17 protein-coding genes are annotated in these 17,645 nt (G+C 65.7%); 2 read left to right on the top strand and 15 right to left on the bottom strand.

What is annotated here, in order from left to right:
• Positions 1-40: 40 nt before the first annotated feature.
• Positions 41-772 (bottom strand): PEPxxWA-CTERM sorting domain-containing protein, encoded by a 732-nt coding sequence (locus AC5JBD_RS10795; protein ID WP_495721800.1) that lies wholly within the window; start codon positions 770-772, stop codon positions 41-43.
• A gap of 508 nt (positions 773-1,280) precedes the next feature.
• Entirely contained in the window at positions 1,281-1,469 is a 189-nt protein-coding gene (locus AC5JBD_RS10790; protein ID WP_495721799.1) for a hypothetical protein, read from the bottom strand.
• Positions 1,470-2,123: 654 nt separating this feature from the next.
• Here AC5JBD_RS10790 and AC5JBD_RS10785 point away from each other — a divergent pair.
• Positions 2,124-2,681: a MarR family transcriptional regulator gene (locus AC5JBD_RS10785; protein WP_495721798.1), complete on the top strand. Its 558-nt coding sequence runs from the start codon at positions 2,124-2,126 to the stop codon at positions 2,679-2,681.
• A gap of 92 nt (positions 2,682-2,773) precedes the next feature.
• Here AC5JBD_RS10785 and AC5JBD_RS10780 read toward each other — a convergent pair whose 3' ends face one another.
• The 6 genes from AC5JBD_RS10780 to AC5JBD_RS10755 all read right to left on the bottom strand — a co-directional run bounded on the left by AC5JBD_RS10780 (position 2,774) and on the right by AC5JBD_RS10755 (position 10,014).
• The gene (locus AC5JBD_RS10780) at positions 2,774-3,868 is read right to left on the bottom strand and encodes an IS110 family RNA-guided transposase (RefSeq protein WP_495721797.1); all 1,095 of its coding nucleotides are present in this window, start codon (positions 3,866-3,868) and stop codon (positions 2,774-2,776) included.
• The gene (locus tag AC5JBD_RS10775; RefSeq protein ID WP_495721796.1) at positions 3,865-4,641 is read right to left on the bottom strand and encodes a prolyl oligopeptidase family serine peptidase; all 777 of its coding nucleotides are present in this window, start codon (positions 4,639-4,641) and stop codon (positions 3,865-3,867) included. Before AC5JBD_RS10775 ends, AC5JBD_RS10780 begins: the two co-directional genes overlap by 4 nt.
• An 805-nt stretch (positions 4,642-5,446) precedes the next feature.
• Positions 5,447-6,526 carry a tyrosine-type recombinase/integrase gene (locus AC5JBD_RS10770; protein ID WP_495721795.1) on the bottom strand — a complete coding sequence of 360 codons (1,080 nt, stop codon included), beginning with the start codon at positions 6,524-6,526 and terminating at the stop codon, positions 5,447-5,449.
• Positions 6,527-6,923: 397 nt separating this feature from the next.
• Positions 6,924-7,553, bottom strand: a complete 630-nt coding sequence (upp, locus tag AC5JBD_RS10765) for a uracil phosphoribosyltransferase (RefSeq protein ID WP_495721794.1) — start codon at positions 7,551-7,553, stop codon at positions 6,924-6,926.
• The gene (locus AC5JBD_RS10760; RefSeq protein ID WP_495721793.1) at positions 7,553-8,758 is read right to left on the bottom strand and encodes a URC4/urg3 family protein; all 1,206 of its coding nucleotides are present in this window, start codon (positions 8,756-8,758) and stop codon (positions 7,553-7,555) included. The genes upp and AC5JBD_RS10760 overlap by 1 nt, the downstream gene beginning before the upstream one ends.
• Positions 8,759-8,763: 5 nt before the next feature.
• Positions 8,764-10,014 carry a GTP cyclohydrolase II gene (locus tag AC5JBD_RS10755; RefSeq protein WP_495721792.1) on the bottom strand — a complete coding sequence of 417 codons (1,251 nt, stop codon included), beginning with the start codon at positions 10,012-10,014 and terminating at the stop codon, positions 8,764-8,766.
• A gap of 140 nt (positions 10,015-10,154) precedes the next feature.
• Here AC5JBD_RS10755 and AC5JBD_RS10750 point away from each other — a divergent pair, with 140 nt between their 5' ends.
• Entirely contained in the window at positions 10,155-11,093 is a 939-nt protein-coding gene (locus tag AC5JBD_RS10750; protein WP_495721791.1) for an aldo/keto reductase family protein, read from the top strand.
• Here the strand turns inward: AC5JBD_RS10750 and AC5JBD_RS10745 are convergent.
• The 7 genes from AC5JBD_RS10745 to gatC form a co-directional block, all read right to left on the bottom strand.
• Positions 11,090-11,710 carry a hypothetical protein gene (locus tag AC5JBD_RS10745; protein WP_495721790.1) on the bottom strand — a complete coding sequence of 207 codons (621 nt, stop codon included), beginning with the start codon at positions 11,708-11,710 and terminating at the stop codon, positions 11,090-11,092. The two genes, AC5JBD_RS10750 and AC5JBD_RS10745, sit on opposite strands and share 4 nt — an antisense overlap.
• Positions 11,711-11,721: 11 nt before the next feature.
• On the bottom strand, positions 11,722-12,936 hold the full coding sequence (locus tag AC5JBD_RS10740; protein ID WP_495721789.1) for a M48 family metallopeptidase: 1,215 nt from the start codon (positions 12,934-12,936) through the stop codon (positions 11,722-11,724).
• Positions 12,933-13,700 (bottom strand): hypothetical protein, encoded by a 768-nt coding sequence (locus AC5JBD_RS10735; protein WP_495721788.1) that lies wholly within the window; start codon positions 13,698-13,700, stop codon positions 12,933-12,935. Before AC5JBD_RS10735 ends, AC5JBD_RS10740 begins: the two co-directional genes overlap by 4 nt.
• Before the next feature lie 284 nt (positions 13,701-13,984).
• Positions 13,985-15,463, bottom strand: coding sequence for an Asp-tRNA(Asn)/Glu-tRNA(Gln) amidotransferase subunit GatB (gatB, locus tag AC5JBD_RS10730; RefSeq protein ID WP_495721787.1), 1,479 nt, complete (start codon positions 15,461-15,463; stop codon positions 13,985-13,987).
• Complete coding sequence (locus tag AC5JBD_RS10725) at positions 15,460-15,846, bottom strand: hypothetical protein (RefSeq protein WP_495721786.1); 387 nt, start codon at positions 15,844-15,846, stop codon at positions 15,460-15,462. The genes gatB and AC5JBD_RS10725 overlap by 4 nt, the downstream gene beginning before the upstream one ends.
• On the bottom strand, positions 15,843-17,324 hold the full coding sequence (gatA, locus tag AC5JBD_RS10720; RefSeq protein ID WP_495721785.1) for an Asp-tRNA(Asn)/Glu-tRNA(Gln) amidotransferase subunit GatA: 1,482 nt from the start codon (positions 17,322-17,324) through the stop codon (positions 15,843-15,845). Before gatA ends, AC5JBD_RS10725 begins: the two co-directional genes overlap by 4 nt.
• Positions 17,321-17,608, bottom strand: coding sequence for an Asp-tRNA(Asn)/Glu-tRNA(Gln) amidotransferase subunit GatC (gatC, locus tag AC5JBD_RS10715; RefSeq protein ID WP_495721784.1), 288 nt, complete (start codon positions 17,606-17,608; stop codon positions 17,321-17,323). Before gatC ends, gatA begins: the two co-directional genes overlap by 4 nt.
• Between the last annotated feature and the right edge of the window lie 37 nt (positions 17,609-17,645).

Here is a 17,645-nt window from a genome sequence, read left to right as displayed (position 1 = left end):
TTGCGGTGCCGCCCCTTCCCTATTGCCCCCCAATAGAAGCTTAGGCAATCGCGAGCGTTCCCGCCCGGCGGCGCCGGCGGATCTGGCCGGCAACGAGCCCGAAGCCGACGATCAGCATCGCCCAGGTGGCCGGCTCCGGAACCGCGGTGCCGACAAGGTCACTGACGCGCAGCCCCGAAATGACGCCATAGTCGGTGACCTGGAATGTTAAAGTGTTGGTCCCGCTCACGAACCCGCCATTCGTGCCGAAGGCCGAGAATTTGCGGAAATAGGATGTTGGCAGACCGCCCGGGAACACCGGATCCTGCGGTTGGGCAACCAGCGCCACGCCGTTCAGGAGCACCGTCACGAAATTGTCGGACTGGACGAGGCCGCTGATGACTGCACTGCTGGCGCTGAGAGAGCCCAGGCTGAAAGTCAGCGAATAGTCATACGTGAACTGAGTCGGGAACGAGGTGCTTTTCGTCGCCACGCCGTTCGCATCCGTGAAGGGCGAAATCCAGGAGGACCCCGCAGCGCCGGCAGCGTTATTCACCGACCAAGACGGGTGCGTCGCCACGGTCGGCGTATTCGGAATGACCAAGGCTGCATTGCTGGACCCGGTGATGACATAATGCTGCTCGGCAGCACCCGGAGCGAGAACATTGCCGCTGTTGTCGACCCCCGTGTTGTAGAGGCCGAGAATTGCGGCGGCGTTGGCCGGCGCGGCGGTTCCGAGCGACATCGCGGTCCCCACCGCAACGAGGCCCGCCTTCATCTTGAAACTCAGCATGTCAAACTCCCTCTTTCCCCGATCGCAAAAATACGAGGTCGTGGCGCCACGAAGGGCGCTTGCTCCTACGCAGACTTCTGGTTCGGATGATCGAAGGAGGGTGCTTGGCACCCCGTCCCCCCTCGATTCGCCCCCAATTCCTTAACGCCTTGTATACCTATTTGCGGAACGAACAAATAGTTCTTCCACACGCATGTCTCAAAAAGACACCCGCAGCAGATCGCATTCTTTAGATTTTCTAGGAGGTTGGAGCGGAGCGTAGGGCGCGAAGCGCGGTGGGGACGCATCCGATGAGACGCCCGCAAAGCTCGTTTCGAGAGCCTGCAACGTCGAGAACAGACTTGGTGCTTAACAAGATGAGCCGTCGCGGCTCCTTGGCCTTCGCTCCGCGCGAAGGCCAAGAAGTTCAGGCCTGATCGATCGTCCAGAAGACGAGCGTCAGGCTACATCAGCCGAGTGTCCAGGTTCCTCGGCGCGTCGTATACTGAGTTGAGTGTGAGCGCTTCGCTCAGGAAAAGGTGAAGTCCCCGTCAGATGACATCCCGGAGGTGTTTTCAGCAGCACCCGCATCGAGGCGCTTGAGCTCGGGCTTCACCCAGAAAGCGCGCTCGTCATTCCGCGGCATTGAGCCATTCTTTTCCGCGCCGTTTCTATAGTCCATAATTCTCTGCACCCCGCTTCTGTCGATGCCGCGCATTCGCGGCGCCGCCGCTTTCCTAGCGGTAGATGGTTAACGCGCCGTTCGCATCAGAAACTTTTATGTTCGCCGCGACCGTGAGCTAAAGGCCTAAGCTCTGCGGTGTTGGAGGCTCGGCTCGCTCAAATGATCCGGGCTCGGGTCGCCCTCTGCGTCATTCGGAGTCCGAGCCTCCGCAGCAACCATGCCATAAACACCGCCTTCGCGGAGAGACAAAGTTGACGCGTGCGACCGCAGTCTGTTCTTCAGCGGCGCGCGCCGTCCACCTGTTCCTGGCGCCTGCAGAAGTGAATCGGCGAACGTCGGGAGCCCGGCTCCACCAACTAACGCGCGGTCGAGCCACAGATGGTTTACCCGGAGTCCGGTCTCCCGTGCGATATGGATATGCGCCTTCGACCAAGCGGACAAGCGCCTCGACCCGTCTATTCACGCGGTAGGACGAAGATCGCGAGTTGAAGAGCGTGGACATTGTGTGGGCTGGGAAGCCCCCATGGCGGCTCCGGAAGCGCCGGAACGCCTCCAAGCCGATCCTCGCATCTTGCCCGCCGACGAGAAGTTTAGCAGTGAGCGGCTAATCTTCGAAGAGTGCGCTGACCCGCTCATGTTTTGTCGAACTCTTCCGAGAGGCCATCCTCACTTGCCGGACAAAGCAGAATGATAGCGCCGCCTCCGAAGGACTCACCGGAAGGCCCAAATCGGCCGCAAGCATCGCGGCGCAGCGGGCTCGTCGAAGCGCTGGCCGACGCAGCCGACGGGCTCGCAGCGCAGAGCAGCCGATTCAATGGGCTGGTCGCGCAACGCGCCGGAATCGTCGAGTCGGACCTGCTTTGCTTGAGGCTCATCCTGTCGCAGGGCGGCGCGACTGCGGGCGAGCTCACAGCCGCGACGGGCCTGACCGGCGGAGCAACGACCGGTACCATGAACAGGCTCGAAGCACGCGGGCTCGCGCAACGTGAGCCGGTTCCCGGCGATCGCCGCAAGACCATCGTTCGGCCCCGCGCGATTGCCCTCCAGGAGATCGCGCCGATCTACGATATGAGGCAAGGCTCGCTGGAGAACGCGCTCGCCGGCTACAGCGACGCGGAACTCCAGAACGCGCACAAGATCATAGGGTCTATAGCGGCCGCATTGCTCGAGGAGACGGGCCGCCTCGCCTCGGAGCCCGTGCCGCGACGGGAAGCGGCGTGGGAGAGTCGCCAGAAGCCGTCCTGAATGGCCGGGCGCTATGGCCAGCGGATCCATGCCGGGCGAGAGGCTCGCACTCTCACGAATGACCTCTGCCCCGCCACCGCTCGAGGGCGACTTTATCGCGGGGTTTCGAGGGCCGATGCGGGATGCGAAGCGCCAGCCACTGGCGGATATGGCCGAAACGATGAGCCGCTCTTCCACATGCACAGCAGGACGATCGCCAGTTTGCGAGCAACCGCAACCTTGGCACGCCGCGAGCCGAGACGCGTCCTGGCAGCCATGGCCCATTCCTTCAGAGCAGAGTCGGGCGCAAACCTGATAAACCCGGTCGCGGCGGCCACCAAGTGTGATCGCGTGAGCTTGCTGCCGGTCTTGGTGATGCCGAGCGTCCTTGAGGTCTGGCCGGATTGGTAGCGCCGCGGCACCAGTCCCAGATAGGCGCCAACGGCAGCGCTCTTGCCGAAGCGAGCGGGATCTTCAATCGCACTGTAAAAGGACACGGCGCAGATTGGCCCGACGCCGGGAACCTGCATCAGCAGGCTGCACACAGGGTTACTTTTCGCCGTCCGTTCGATGACTTGACCCAGTTGATTAAGATGGCCCTTCAAGCTCTCGCACACATCGACCAGTGGCCGTAGGTCCCCACTGAGGTCGATACCTTCGGCTTCGCGTATCTCTGCGATGTGCGCCGCAACCTGGTCGCGCAGCCCGCCGGGAACCCTCGTGCTTTTCAGCCGCCGGCCATGCAGTGCCAATCTCGAGCGCAGTGCACCTTCGGCCGCCACTTTGATGAGTACGAGCCTGTGTCGCAGCACGATGCGGGAGCGTAGTTGCTGCATTTCCTCGCTCTTGAGACGGACCTGGGACACTGTGTCCCGACCCAAACGCGCGAGGTCAGCGAGGCCCCTGGCGTCGCCGCTGTCTGTCTTGCTGCGGCGGATCGCCAGAAACCTGCTCGCTTTGCGAGACTCGAAAACAGCGATCGGGAAACCTCGCGCGCGAAGGGCGCGGACGAGACGCATTTCGGCGCCGGCCTCTACCGCGATCAGGCCGATGTCACCGAGGGGGAATGCCGCGAGAGCAGACTCTACGTCTGCTGCATTGGCCGGACAGTCGCATTCCTCCAAGGGAACGCCCTCGTCATCGACGACGCAGACATGCGTTCGATCTCGCCCGAGATCGAGGCCGATCCACACTTTCGCACCGCTCATACGACCCTCCGCCGCTGCTCGCCTGCCTCGCTGTGCTGCCGCGCCCGTCGGCCGGCAGAGCCCTTGACCAGCGTGGGCGCGCTATCCCCCTGTTCCGAACCTTCGGGCGAGGTGAAGTTGCCGTGATCTCGATCCCCGGCCTGCGCTGTTTCGAACCAACACGATCGCGCCCGGCCAATGATGACGACCCGGCGGGATCGCCCAACCGCCTCTTCCTCCCAGCGTTGCCGAAGCGCATCCCAACGCCGATACTGCGCCGCCGTCGCCGGCTCGGCGTCGACATGGTCCTGCAGCCAGAAGAGTAACCAGTCGACGTTCCGCCTGTTCGCCCCTAGCCGCTGCCGCGGCTGCATCTTGATGTGGGCGGCTCCATAATAAGCGTAGAGCTCGACCGGAGTGGCGGTGTTCGACAGGTGCGAGAAGAACTCCATCTGATGCCGCACCTCCTGCTCGGGCAGCTGCATCAGAAGGGGAGCCCGGATCCGCTCCACGTTGAGTGCCGGCGAGATCAGCCGCCAACGCTTGGGCGTCTTATAGGGCGCGCCGAACTCGTGAACGTTCTGCAACGAGCCGGGTATGGTGCTGCCGCGCATTGCATCGAGCCAGCAATTGGACGGGGCATAGCGCGAGGAGGCGACGCCGGCCGCCGCCAGCAGGTCCGAGTTCATCAGCGCCCAGGTTATCGCCGCGCTGCCGACGCTGAACCCGCCCATGCCGATCCTGCTCCGGTTCATGAGCCCCTGTTTGTCGAGCAGCTCGACCAGCCCCTGCACGGCCTCGAGGGAATCGCGGTAGCGGCCGACCCGTTCCGGGCATCCTTGAACGGAAGCATATTCATGCAGGCGACGACGAAGCCAGCATCGGCCAGGGGCGCGAGCGGATAGTCCCCGCCCTCCTCTCCCCACAAGAAACCGGGGCAGAAATAGTAGTTGATGAATAGGGCGCCTTTCGCGCCCCACTCCGCGGCTTCAGCAAGGTCGCGCTCGCCGGGCGGCCGTCGGCGAGCGTCCAGCTGAGATGCTCATCGATGAGGCTTCCTCTCATCGGAAGCCTTCCGGCGCCGCCGCCGCAGCCGCCATGCCGCCTGGTTCGAGCCTGCTCGCCCCGGAGATGTTACCGCCAACCCGCATCGTCTGCCTCCCGTGCGAGGCAGCCGGCGAAGCCGGGTGTTGAGAACATGCTTGGACATGCGCCGCCGCCTTTAACCGCGAGCGGTCTGGACATGCGCGTCGGCCACCCGGCCACCGTCAGGCGATCAGTTCCGGTTCCTCAAGCAAGGTTCTCACGCCTCGGCACCGCAGCTGCGGCGCCCGGCAAGCTTAGAGCCCTGTGCGCGAAGTTCAAGCGAGGCGGCTGTCGTGCACGCGAGCGATGGGCTCAACCTCGGCCGACGCTCGGCTAACCTCGACGGTTATCACGACGTGACTGCGGCCAAGAAGCTAACCTCACGAGAGCCTGTGTCGCGCAATTCAGCGCCGACCATGGGAGTCGGTGAGGCTCCGTCTCATTTGATCGAGGTCTCCCGCCGCTTCGTGTCGCGGGATCGTGCTAGACCTGAGGGCCTCCCTAGCTCCCCTTTCATGTGACGAGCCGAAGTCCTCCCGCACGGTAAGCGCCCAGAGTGCCAAGCCCAGCGCGGACGGCGTCTCTCACATAGGAGGGCCCCAGATGAGCATAATGCTTGCGCGTAATCCTCTCGTCCGCGTGGCCGAGCGCCTCGGCAATGACTGGAAGCGGCACCGCGGCCATAGCAAGCGTCGAGCCATAGGTATGCCGGAGTATGTGAAAGCCGGCGGGGTCTACCCCCGCTCGCCTGCAGGTTTCGCGCATCGGCCGGATCTGATGGGATGGCCCAATTGCCCTCCCATGCTGATTGACGAAAAGCATGTCAGACAGCAGCTTGCCGCTGCAGAGCCGCCTGAAGAAGAGCAGTCCTTCATCTGTAAGATGGACGTATCGGGGGCGGCCGCCCTTGGTCTCTGGAAAATGCACGGTGCCGGCACTGGGATCGACGTCCCTCACCCTCATCCTATAGATTTCAGACCAGCGCCCGCCCGTCAGCAGGGCTGCTTGCATCAACTGGCGAAACCAGGGCTCCGCCGCGTCCAGTAGCGCCTGGACCTCTGCCGGAGTGAAATAGCGAATTCTCGCCGCCGATACCTTCGCGAAAGGCTTGACCCTGCGCCAAGCCGTGTCATCCGCCACCTTGCCGATGTTGAAGGCGCGGTTGAGCGCGGCCTTGAGCGGCGTGAATATGCGGTTGGCATTGGCGCGCCGCCGCCGCATGCTGTCGTCGTCTTCCGGACGTCTCCTCGCCTTTCCTGCCTTGTTCGCCCGATAGACAGAGGGACGGTTTGCAAGATCGCTCTGGAACGCGGCGAGCTCTGCCGTCGTCAGTTCAGCGACAAGCTTCTCGCCCAGCACCGGACGGATATGCCGCTCGATCGTGTGGCGGGTCTTATCGAGCGACTTGCCGGTGAAGCCAGCGAGATAGTCATCGAGCGCATTTCCGACCTTGTAGAGGTGCGGGCGCTTTCCCCCCTGCTTCGCTAAATCCTCAAACCAGGATTGAGCAACCTCCTGCGCCTGGCGGAAGTCCAGGATGTCCACCCCGTTTGCATCTTGGGTGTCGTCGGCCTGCCCCAGGGTCTTCTGCACATAGCCGCTCCTCGAGCCCGCGCAGCGATGCCGTGCAGCCCAGCTCCCGCCTCTAAGGCCACGTGAGTAGCCGATGTGGCACCCGATAGAGACCGTCCGCCAATAGATCCGGCGCCCTGGCTTAAGCCGCTCGCGCGCAGCGCGGTTCTCGAGCCGATGATCGCGTAGACTCCGCCCCATTTTGACCTCGTTCGACCCGGAAATCGTGTCAAATAAATGTCCAATATACGGGGGAAAAGTAGCATGGATGAGGCTGGACGGGAATCCAGAAAATGGCGGATTTCTGCGGCGTCCAGGGCCGTCCGGGGCCGTCTCGGGGGCCTTTCTCTCACGGCGAAAACACGGGTTCGAGTCCCGTAGGGGTCACCACCGCCGCTCGAGGCGGCTCACTGGAAATTCAGCGCGTGCCGTAGGTGCGGTCGCCGGCGTCGCCGAGGCCGGGGATGATGTAGCCATGGTCGTTCAGCGCGTCGTCCATCGCGGCGGCCCAGACCGGCACGTCGGGATGAGCGGCGCGCAGCGCCTCGGCGCCGGGCCGGGCGGCGAGCAGGCAAACGAAGCGCATGTCGCACACGCCCGCTTCCTTCAGCCGGTCGACCGCGGCGATCGCGGTGTGGCCGGTGGCCAGCATCGGATCGACGATGATAACGAGGCGCTCGTGGCAATCCTCGGGCGTCTTGAAATAATATTCGACCGCCTGGAGCGAGAGCGGATCGCGGTAGAGGCCGACATGGGCGAGACGAGCTGAAGGCACGAGGTCGAGCATGCCTTCCGCCATCTGCAGGCCGGCGCGCAGGATCGGTGCGAAGACGAGCTTCTTGCCCGCGATCGCCGGCGAGTCCGTCACCGCCATCGGCGTCTCCACCCGGATCGGCGCGGTCGGCAGGTCGCGCGTCACCTCATAGCAGAGCAAGGTCGCGGTCTCCCGCACCACGGCACGGAACAACTGGGTTGAGGTGCTCCTGTCGCGCAGGATGGTGAGCTTGTGCTGCACCAGGGGGTGCTGAACGATGGTCAGTCCGTCCATCAGAATACCGTTCCGTCGCTGATGATGGTGAAAGGCGGCCCGCCGTCGGCGCGGCGCTCGACGGCGATGCGGCGGCCGGCCATCCAGCTGCCGCCCTCGAGCATGCGGGCGAGCGGAAAATCGACCTCCCGAACGCCGAGCCGCTCCCGCACCAGGGGCGCCAGCCGATCGAGCAGGGCGACCGTCATCGAGCGCCAGGCGACGATGAGCGGGTCGGACACATGGTGCGGCTGCTCCGCCGCCGCCGGGTCGGTGAGGCTGAGGACGCCGCAATCGACGAAGAGGCCGCCGTTGCGATATTCCGCGAGGCCAGTGAGGCCGTCAATGTCGACGACCTCCAGTCCCGCCTCCTGGAGCGGCTCGATCAGCGAGTATGCGAGCCATTGTGACAGCTTGTGGAGCGGCACGAAGCCGTCGGTCGCGTCGCTGCGGCGGAGCGCCGGGTGCCGCCAGCAGTCGCCGAGCGGGAGGCCATCAATGACGAGCCGGTCGGACCAGATCGGCCCGAGCGCCTCGAGCAGCAATTTGAGGACCGCCGAAGCGGGCAAGCGGCCACCTTCCGCGCGGGCAGCCAGCACGTCGTAGAGACCCCCAGGACGTGGCGCATCGGCGCTGGCGAAGAGATCGGGCCGCGCCAGCACCTGCTCCCCGAGGCGGCGGATCAGGGCCGAACGTCCGTCAAGGCCAACCATCGGATTGGCCTCATCCACCTGGAAGCCTCCGGCAAGGCTGCTCGCATCCAGTTCGGCAAGTGCCGATCCGTCCGCCCGCGAGGGCAGCGAAGCATCTGCGGAAAAGGCGCCCTGCTCGAACAGCCTTTGGCTGGCGACGGCGAGCCCTTCCGAGCGGGCAAGAACCTTGCCGGTCCGGTCATCACGATAGCGCCAGTCGGGTCCCGCGCCGGCATCGAGCAGCACCGAGAGGATCACGAGGTCGAATGCAGCCCGCGCACGCTCCACGCCCTCCGGCGGCAGGGCCGGATCGCCGGCTACGAAGTGGCGCCAGCGGGCATGGAAAGGAATGGCGAGATCGGGATAGCTCTCCCGTGTCACTCGCGCCGTGCGGTCGGCCGCTTCTTCCAGGCGGGCGAGATCGACCTTCCATCCGTCGATCGCCCCCTGAAGCGCGAGATCCAGCATCTCGTGCGCCCGTTCGCGGACCGCCGCCGCACTCAGCAGGCGGTGCAAAGTCGCTGTATTGTGCATGAGCGTCAGAAATTCCCCAGATCGCGGCCGACGACCTTGCGGAGCTGCTCGGCGCTCGGCGCCCCTTCCGGCGTGAAATAGCCGGCGGCCTTCTTGGCCTCCATTTCCACGCTGGCATCGGGGGGGACGAGATCGTCAGGTATGGGCACCCGCTCGCCGATCTCTACGCCGCCGCCGGCGAGCGCGTCATATTTCATGTTCGACATCGACACGAAGCGGTCGATGCGGCGGATGCCGAGCCAATGGATCACGTCCGGCATGAGCTGCTGGAAGCGCGCGTCCTGGACGCCGGCGACGCATTCAGTGCGCTCGAAATAGGTCGCCGCCTGGTCGCCGCCGGGCTGTCGCTTGCGGGCATTGTAGACGAGGAACTTTGTGACCTCGCCCAGCGCCCTCCCCTCCTTGCGATTGTAGACGATCAGGCCGACGCCGCCGTCCTGGGCCGCCCGCGTCGCCTCCTCGATGCCGTGGGTGAGGTAGGGGCGGCAGGTGCAGATGTCGGAGCCGAACACGTCTGAGCCGTTGCATTCGTCATGGACGCGGCAGGTGAGCGGCTTCTTGCCCAGCTGTTCGGGATCGCCGAAGATGTAGAGGGTCATACCGCCGATCGGGGGCAGGAAGACGCAAAGGTCCGGGCGGGTGACGAGCTCCGGATACATGCCGCCGGTTTGCTCGAACAGGCAGCGGCGGAGGCTTCCCTCGTTTACGCCGAAGCGCTCGGCGACGCCGGGCAGCCACCAGACCGGATCGACGGCGATCTTGGTGACGGAGACGTCGCCCGCTCTATGGACGATCTCGCCGTCCGCCTCCACGCGCCCGGCGGCGATCGCGGCCTGCATCTCCGGCAGCGTCAGCCGCGCCTTGGTGATCGCGATCGACGGGCGGATGTCGACGCCCTGCTGGATCAGATCGGCGAAATCATGCGCGACGCGATGCCCCCAGGGATCGAGCGAGACGATCTTGCCGGCCTCGCCCCACTGCGCGTGCGGGCCGATTTCGCAGACCGGCGATGTGTCGTGAAGGTCCGGGCGCGCGTGCGGGTCCATGGCGCCGGCGGAAATGGCGAGCGCGCGGTAGATCGAATAGGAGCCGCCATGGGCGCCGATCGCGTTGCGGTCCGAACCGGCATTGACGGTCGCGACGACCGGACCCCTCTCCGGTGCCGTGGCGGCGCCCCAGTGCAGCGGAAAGCGCGCCGGCCCCCGCGAACCGGGATGCGAAGTCAGCCTGATATGGCCGCTCTTACCTTCGGGCATCGACTACTCCCCCTCCTCACACGGGCTTCTCGGCCTCGGTCAGGACGCTACGCCAGCAAAGGCGCCGTAGCTAGCCCGCTCTTTCGGAACGATGTTCCGGCTTCGTGCTTTGCCCTCGCGTCCATAGGAGGAGAGCGGAGATGCAATACCGGCGGCTCGGGTCGAGCGACCTTGATGTATCGGAAATCTCGCTCGGATCGTGGCTGACCTATGGCGTCGGCGTCGAGCGCGATCGTGCGGCCGCCTGCGTCAACAAGGCATTCGATCTCGGCATCAACTTCATCGACACCGCCAACATCTACGGCCGCGGCGCTGCCGAGAGCTTCCTCGGCGAGGCGCTGTCCGGCCGACCGCGCGACAGCTACAACCTCGCCACCAAGCTCTTCTTCCCGATGACGGAGCAGGATCGCGGCCTCTCGCGGGCGCAGGTCGAAAAGCAGCTCGACTCGTCGCTGAAGCGTCTCAGGACCGATTACATCGATCTCTACCAGTGCCACCGCTACGACGAGGAGACGCCGCTCGAGGAGACGATGCAGGCGCTGACCGAAGCCGTGCGCTCCGGCAAGGTGCGCTACATCGGCTTTTCGGAATGGCCGGAGGACAGGATCCGAGCGGCGATTGAGATGGCCGGCGTCGAGAAGTTCGTGTCCAGCCAGCCGCAATATTCGCTGGTGTGGCGCCAGCCCGAGGAAGAGGTGATCCCGCTTTCCTCGGCGAACGGCATTTCGCAGATCGTCTGGTCGCCGCTGGCGCAGGGCGTGCTCACCGGCAAATATCGTCCAGGCGCGCCGCCGCCCGGCGGCAGCCGCGCGACCAGCGACGAGATGGGCGGCTGGATGGAGCGGCTAATGCAGGACAGCCTGCTGGAGGCTGTGCAGCGCCTCCAGCCGCTGGCCGCCGAAGCGGGGCTGAGCCTTGCGCAATTCGCGCTCGCCTGGGTGCTGAGGGAGCCCAACGTCGCCTCCGCCATCGTCGGCGCGTCGCGGCCGGAGCAGCTCGAGGAAAATGCTAAGGCATCGGGCGCCGAGGTCGATCCCGCGCTGTTCCGGCAGGCCGAGGACATCCTAGCCTCGGCCTAAGCCCTCAGCCGCGCCGACTCCACGATCCGCTCATATTCCGGCAGTCCCGCGTCGAAATAATGCATCCGCGCGGCATCGAAGAGGGCGAGATAGAAGCGGCCCCCAATGATTGCGCCGACTGCCCGGCCCCGCCGCTCGACCTCGTCGCCGCCGAGATAGTCGTAGTCGAACTGGAAGCCGGGATGGCCGAGGAAAGTCCGCGGCGCGAGGTTGGTCATGGCGAAGCTGCTGGCGCCGGAGCGGATCCGATAGAAGCTCTCGATCATCGCTGCTATTTCGGGCGGCGACATATCAGCGCGGAAGTTCGGCACCTTCCGGTCGGCCTTGCGCCGCTGCTGGACGATGCGCTTGTCGTGCTCCAGTCCGCCGATGAAGGAGAGTCCGTCGAGCAAGGGGCCGTTGAGCGTCCAGTTCTCCTCGCGATTGATGTCGTAGAAGCCGCGGGGCGCCTGGTTCCAGCGGATGGTCGGCGTCACCGTCATCGAGCCGCGGGCGACACTCTGCGGCCGCGGATGGACGAGCGAATAGTAGCCGAAGCCGCCGCTTCCCAGACCGCCGCCTGCGCAGCCGGCGAGCAGGCTCAGACCCAGCAGCGGCGCGAGCAGCGACGTCCTCATCAGCTCCCTCCTCATTGCGTGAGCGAATAGCGGACCATCGCCGCGTCCTTCGCCTGGGGCGCCATCGCGAGGTAGCGGCCGAGCGCCTGCTTCCCTTCCTCCCGGCGGCCGGCCTTGAACTCGGCATAGCCGTGCGCACGCCACGCCTCCGCCGGCGCGTCCGGCAATGTCACGGCGGCGGCATAGCCTTGCGCGGCGCGGATATCGTCGCCCTTCTCGCCGCGCAGCCGCCAGATCTCCGCTTCGTAATAGCGGAGCAGTCCGCTCCAGCCGTCCTTCGCCAGGTTCTGGATGATATAGAGGCTAGCACCCGGATCGTTGAGCTTGACCTGATCGTCGAGAAAGCGCGTGCGATGGCCACCGAGGGCAGCGAGGTAGCGCTCGCGACCGCGCGTGCCGCTGCCGCCTGCCACTTCCTGCGCTGAGATACGCAAATCGCTCATGCGCTCGGCGGGCGCGGGATGAGTGGCGAAGAGCGAATAGCCGCGGTTGGGCCGCTTACGGCGCATCCTCGCGCTTGCCTCGACTTCCTCGATCAGCTGCTGCCAGGTCTCCGGCACGGCGTGCGGGTCGTAGCCGGCCTCGCCGATCAGCTTCAGCCCCATCGCGTCCGCCTCGGCCTCCAGCGTGCGGCTATATGCGAAGAGCGACAGGATCGTGCCCATGTGGGCGAGGCGGACGGCATCGCCCAGATAAGCACCCGCCGCGGCACCGCCGACGCCTGCACCCACCGCGGCGACGGTAAGGAGATCGGACTTACGCTTCGTGTCGCGCCAGCCGCGAACGTGGTGGCGGCGCAGGAAGTGACCGGCTTCGTGAGCGATCACGCCGGAAAGCTGCGCCTCGTCCCGCATCCGGGTGAGGAGGCCCGAGAAGACGACCATGAAGCCGGTCGGCGCCATGAACGCGTTGAACTCGGGGATGTGCGCCAGGTAGACGCGCAGGTCCCTGGCCGCCGGACCGCCGACGCACTCGGCAAGACCGCCAAGGTAGGAGGTGAGCGCCCGGTCCTCGATCAGCAGGTTCGAGCCGGCAATCTCCTGCTCGACCCGCTCGTACTGCTGCCAAAGGCCCTTCTCGTCCGTCTCCGTCGGCCGGTAGCCGGCCTGGATGAGCGGGGTCATCGACCTGGGCGAAATGCGTGCCTCGCCCCTGCCGACGAGGCCCGCGCAGCAGGCGCAGCCGAGACCGCCGAGCAAGCTGCGCCTCGTAATGATTTCGCTCATCGGGCGCGGTTCCTGACGTTGCGGCCCGCCTTCATGCGGCCGAGCAGCCGCTCGACCATCTGCGCCGAGCCCTCCGGCGTGCGGATGTCGCCGAACGTCACGCCGGGGAGGTGGCTGTTGGTCTGGAGCACGTTGAACCAGACGACCCCGCCGGTCCTGAGATCGACCAGCGACGCATAGGCCACCTGGCCGCCGCCGCCCTGCGGCGCGCAGAAGCCGATGAAGCAGCCGGCGATGCCGAGCACCTGCAGCGCCATCCGTTCGGAGGAGGCGATGCTGTCCTGCGCGTAGAGGAAGAGAGCATAGTCCATGCCGGTGGCGCGGCCGAGCGTCACCGCATCCTGCCCCAGCGTCCAGTCGATGCCCTGCCTGCGCTTGGTCGGCAGGTCGGCGCCGAAATATTTGTGAAGCGCGATTGAATTGCCGACCGCATTGTGGAGCCGCTCGAGGTCGGCGACCAGCTTCGGATCGACACCCGAGACCGACTCTCGCGTCTCAGCGATGACGGTGCGCCCGCCGCGTCCGCCCTGCTGCTCGCGCAGCGCCTGGAGGACGTTGCGCCGCGCCTGCTCGGTCCATTCGGCCCGCGGCTCGACAAGACCGCCGGCGGTGACCGAACCGACCTGCACGTCAGGCCGCATCACGATCAGGCTGTAATCGCCCTGCGGCGGCTGGAACTCGACGTCGGCCACCTGCCGCGTCTGCACGCAGCCGGCGAGGGTCAGCGAAGCCGCCGCCACCCAAGCACATGCGCCTCTTGCCATGGCCACCTCCCGCGCAAGCCTGGCATCTTGCCCCAGCATCTGGAAAAGCTCAAGCGCCTCAACGTGTTATCTGACTGCAACTCCCTTCCGGGCAGCTGCGGGCGACTGCCTGCTAGAGCACGTCACCGAACATCAGCCAGAGCAGGACGAACCAGGCGCCAAGCGCACCAGTGCCGAGCAGCCAGACATAGGCACGCGATTGCTCCCTTTCGTCGGGATCGTCAGGCATAGCGCGTCTCCGTCGCCTCTCTGGAGGCGCAACATCAGCCGCCTTAGGCAAAGACCTAGGCCAGCGCCTTCTTCAGGAGCTCGTTAACCACCTGCGGGTTGGCCTTGCCGGCCATCGCCTTCATCGTCTGGCCGACGAAGAAGCCGAAGAGCTTGTCCTTGCCGGAGCGATATTCCGCAACCTTGTCCGCATTCGCGGCCATGATCTCGGCGATCACCGCCTCGATCGCGCCGGTGTCGCTGGTCTGCCTGAGGCCGCGCTCCTCGACGATGCGGCTGGGATCGTCGCCCGTCTCGAGCATGATCTCGAACACCTGCTTGCCGAGGGTGCCGGAGAGGGTGCCGTCGGCAACGAGCGCGAGGAGCTCCGCGCCCTGCGCGGGCGTGACGGGCGAATCCTCGATCGTGCGGCCGAGCCGGTTGAGTGCGCCATAAAGGTCGGACAGCAGCCAGTTGGCAGCCGCCTTCGCGACCTGGGTCTCGGGCTTGCCGGCCTTCAGCGCGGCTTCGGCGAGGAGGGCCTCGAACCAGCGGGCAGTCTCGGCCTCGGCCGTGAGCACCTGCGCATTGTAGGCGCTGAGACCGAGTTGCTCCTCGTAGCGGCGGCGCTTGGCGTCAGGCAGTTCGGGAAGGCTGGCGCGGCATTCCTCAAGAAACTCCGGCGTGAGCTCCAGCGGCAGCAGGTCCGGATCCGGGAAGTAGCGATAATCGTGCGCATCCTCCTTGGAACGGAGCGAGCGCGTTTCGCCCTTGTCGGGATCGAACAGGCGAGTTTCCTGGACGATCGCGCCGCCGCTCTCCAGAACATCGACCTGCCGGTTCGCCTCATATTCGATCGTCGCCATGATGAAGCGCACCGAATTGACGTTCTTGGTCTCGGTGCGGGTGCCGAATTCCTCGCCGGGCTTGCGGACCGAGACGTTGACGTCGGCGCGCATCGAGCCCTGCTCCATATTGCCGTCGCACGAGCCGACGTAGCGTAGGATCGATCTCAGCTTGCGGACGTAAGCGCCTGCTTCCTCTGGCGAACGCATGTCGGGCTTGGAGACGATCTCCATCAAAGCCACGCCCGAGCGGTTGAGGTCGACATAGGAGAAGCTCGGATGCTGGTCGTGCATCAGCTTGCCGGCATCCTGCTCGATATGAATCCGCTCGATGCCGACAGTCTTGGTCCCCTCGCCCGCCTCGATCTCGATCGCGCCCTCGCCGACGATCGGGTGGTAAAGCTGGCTGATCTGATAGCCCTGCGGCAGATCGGCGTAGAAATAATTCTTCCGGTCGAAGCGCGACCAGGCGTTGATCTGAGCCTCCAGCGCCATGCCGGTCCGCACCGCCTGCCGCACGCACTCCTCATTGAGCACCGGAAGCATGCCCGGGAACGCCGCATCGACGAGGCTCACCTGCGTGTTCGGCTCCGCGCCGAACTCGGTCGAAGCGCCGGAAAAAAGCTTGGCGTTCGAAGTGACTTGGGCGTGAACCTCAAGCCCGATCACAACTTCCCAATCGCCCGTGGCGCCACGGATGCGGTAGCTCATCGACTTCCCTTATGCGGCTGCCTGGCGTCGGGAACAATCACCTCCGCCATGCTGTAGTCGGGCGGCGGATCCTGTATCTCGTCGTCATAATAGCTGTAGCCGCGACTGCTAAATGGTCGCGCCAGCGGGGAGAACAGTGCCCTTAGAATAGCGCCGATCCCTTCGAACACTCCTTCCCAAATGAGTAGCAGAAGCAGGCAGAGCGGCAGCATCCAGAGGAGGTCCCATCCTTCCTCTTCGAAGACGCCGTCCATCCACAGCCACACGGAGCCTCCAGCGATGCCAGCCGCCATCAGCGCACGCCATGTCCAGACGCGCCGACGGTCTAGGGCTCGCTGCAGCCGCTGCTCACCCGTTTCAGCCGGAAATTCGTAGCTGCTCACCACCAAGCCTCGGCCCTCGCGGTGAAGCCGGCGCGTTCCTCGAAGGCGAGGCCGGCGTTGAGGACGCCCTGCTCGTCGAATGCCTTGCCGATGATCTGAAGGCCGAGCGGCAGGCCCTGATCGTTGAGGCCTGCCGGGACCGACATGGCCGGCAGGCCAGCGAGGCTGGCGGGCACGGCGAAGACGTCGTTCAGATACATGGCAATTGGGTCGGCGGTCTTCTCGCCCAGCGCGAAGGCGGCCGACGGCGCTGTCGGCGTCAGGATCAGATCGCATTCGCCCCAGACCGCCTCGAAGTCGCGGGCGATGAGCGCCCTCACCTTCTGCGCCTGGTTGAAATAGGCGTCGTAGAAGCCGGCCGAGAGCACGTAGGTGCCGATCATGATGCGGCGCTTCACCTCGGCGCCGAAGCCGGCGGCGCGGGTCGCCTGATACATGTCGGCAAGGTTGCCGTTATCCGGCGCGACCCGCTTGCCATACTTCACGCCGTCATAGCGGGCGAGGTTGGACGAGGCTTCGGCCGGCGCGATGATGTAATACGTCGGCAGCGCGTAGCGCGTATGCGGAAGCGAGACCTCGACTATCTCGGCGCCGGCATCGCGCATCCAGGCGATGCCCTGCTCCCAGACGCGATCGATCTCCTCCGGCACGCCATCGATCCGATACTCCCTGGGAATACCGATCCGCTTGCCCCTGATATCGCTCGAAAGATTCGCCTCCCAGGCGGGCACGTCGAGCTTCAGGGAGGTCGAGTCCTTCGGATCGTGCCCGGCCATGGTCTCGAGCAGGATCGTGCAGTCGCGCACGTCCCGCGCCATCGGCCCGGCCTGATCGAGCGAGGACGCGAAGGCGACCATGCCGTAGCGCGAGCAGCGGCCGTAGGTCGGCTTGACCCCGGTGATGCCGACGAAGGCGGCAGGCTGCCTGATCGAGCCGCCGGTATCGGTGCCAGTGACGCCTGGCGCGAGCCGCGCGGCGACGGCCGCGGCCGAGCCGCCGGACGAGCCGCCCGGGGTCAGCCCCGCGTTACCGCCGTCGTTGCGCCGCCAAGGCGAGATGACGTTGCCATAGGCACTGGTCTCGTTGGACGAGCCCATGGCGAACTCGTCCATGTTGAGCTTGCCGAGCATGCCGGCGCCCGCCTCGAACAGATGCCGGCTGACGGTGGATTCGTAGACCGGCTCGTAGCCCCCGAGCATCGAGCTGCCGGCGGTGGTCTGATAGCCTTCGGTCGCGAACAGGTCCTTGATGCCGAGCGGCACGCCGGAGAGCGGCTTCAGGTTGCCCTCAACGCGGTCGCGGTCGGCCTGGTCGGCCGCGGCGAGCGCATGTTCCGGCGTGTCGATCACGAAGGCGTTGAGCATCTTCGCCTTGGCGACGTTCGCGTTGAACGCCTCCGCCACCTCGCGGGCCGAGAAGGCGCCGTCGCGCACCCCGTCACGGATCGCCGCGACGCCGAGATCCGTCAGCTGGCTCATTCGATGACCTTCGGCACCGCGAAGAAGCCATGCTCGGCAACCGGCGCGTTCTTCAGCACGGCGTCGCGCCTGTCGCCGTCCGTCACCACGTCCGCCCGCATGCGGAGCTGGTTCGGGATCACCGCCGTCATCGGCTGCACGCCGGTGACGTCCACCTCCTGCAGCTGCTCGATCCAGCCGAGTATGTTGTTGAGTTCGGGAACCAAGGCCTCGACCTCCGCATCGCTAACGGCGATGCGGGCGAGCTTGGCGATATGGCGTACGGTGGCGGTATCGACGGACATGAGTGCCTTGTGCGGAAACGTCGCTGAGCGACGGCAC

Source organism: Allosphingosinicella sp., from assembly GCF_059502505.1.
This window is presented reverse-complemented; position numbering and strand designations above follow the sequence as displayed.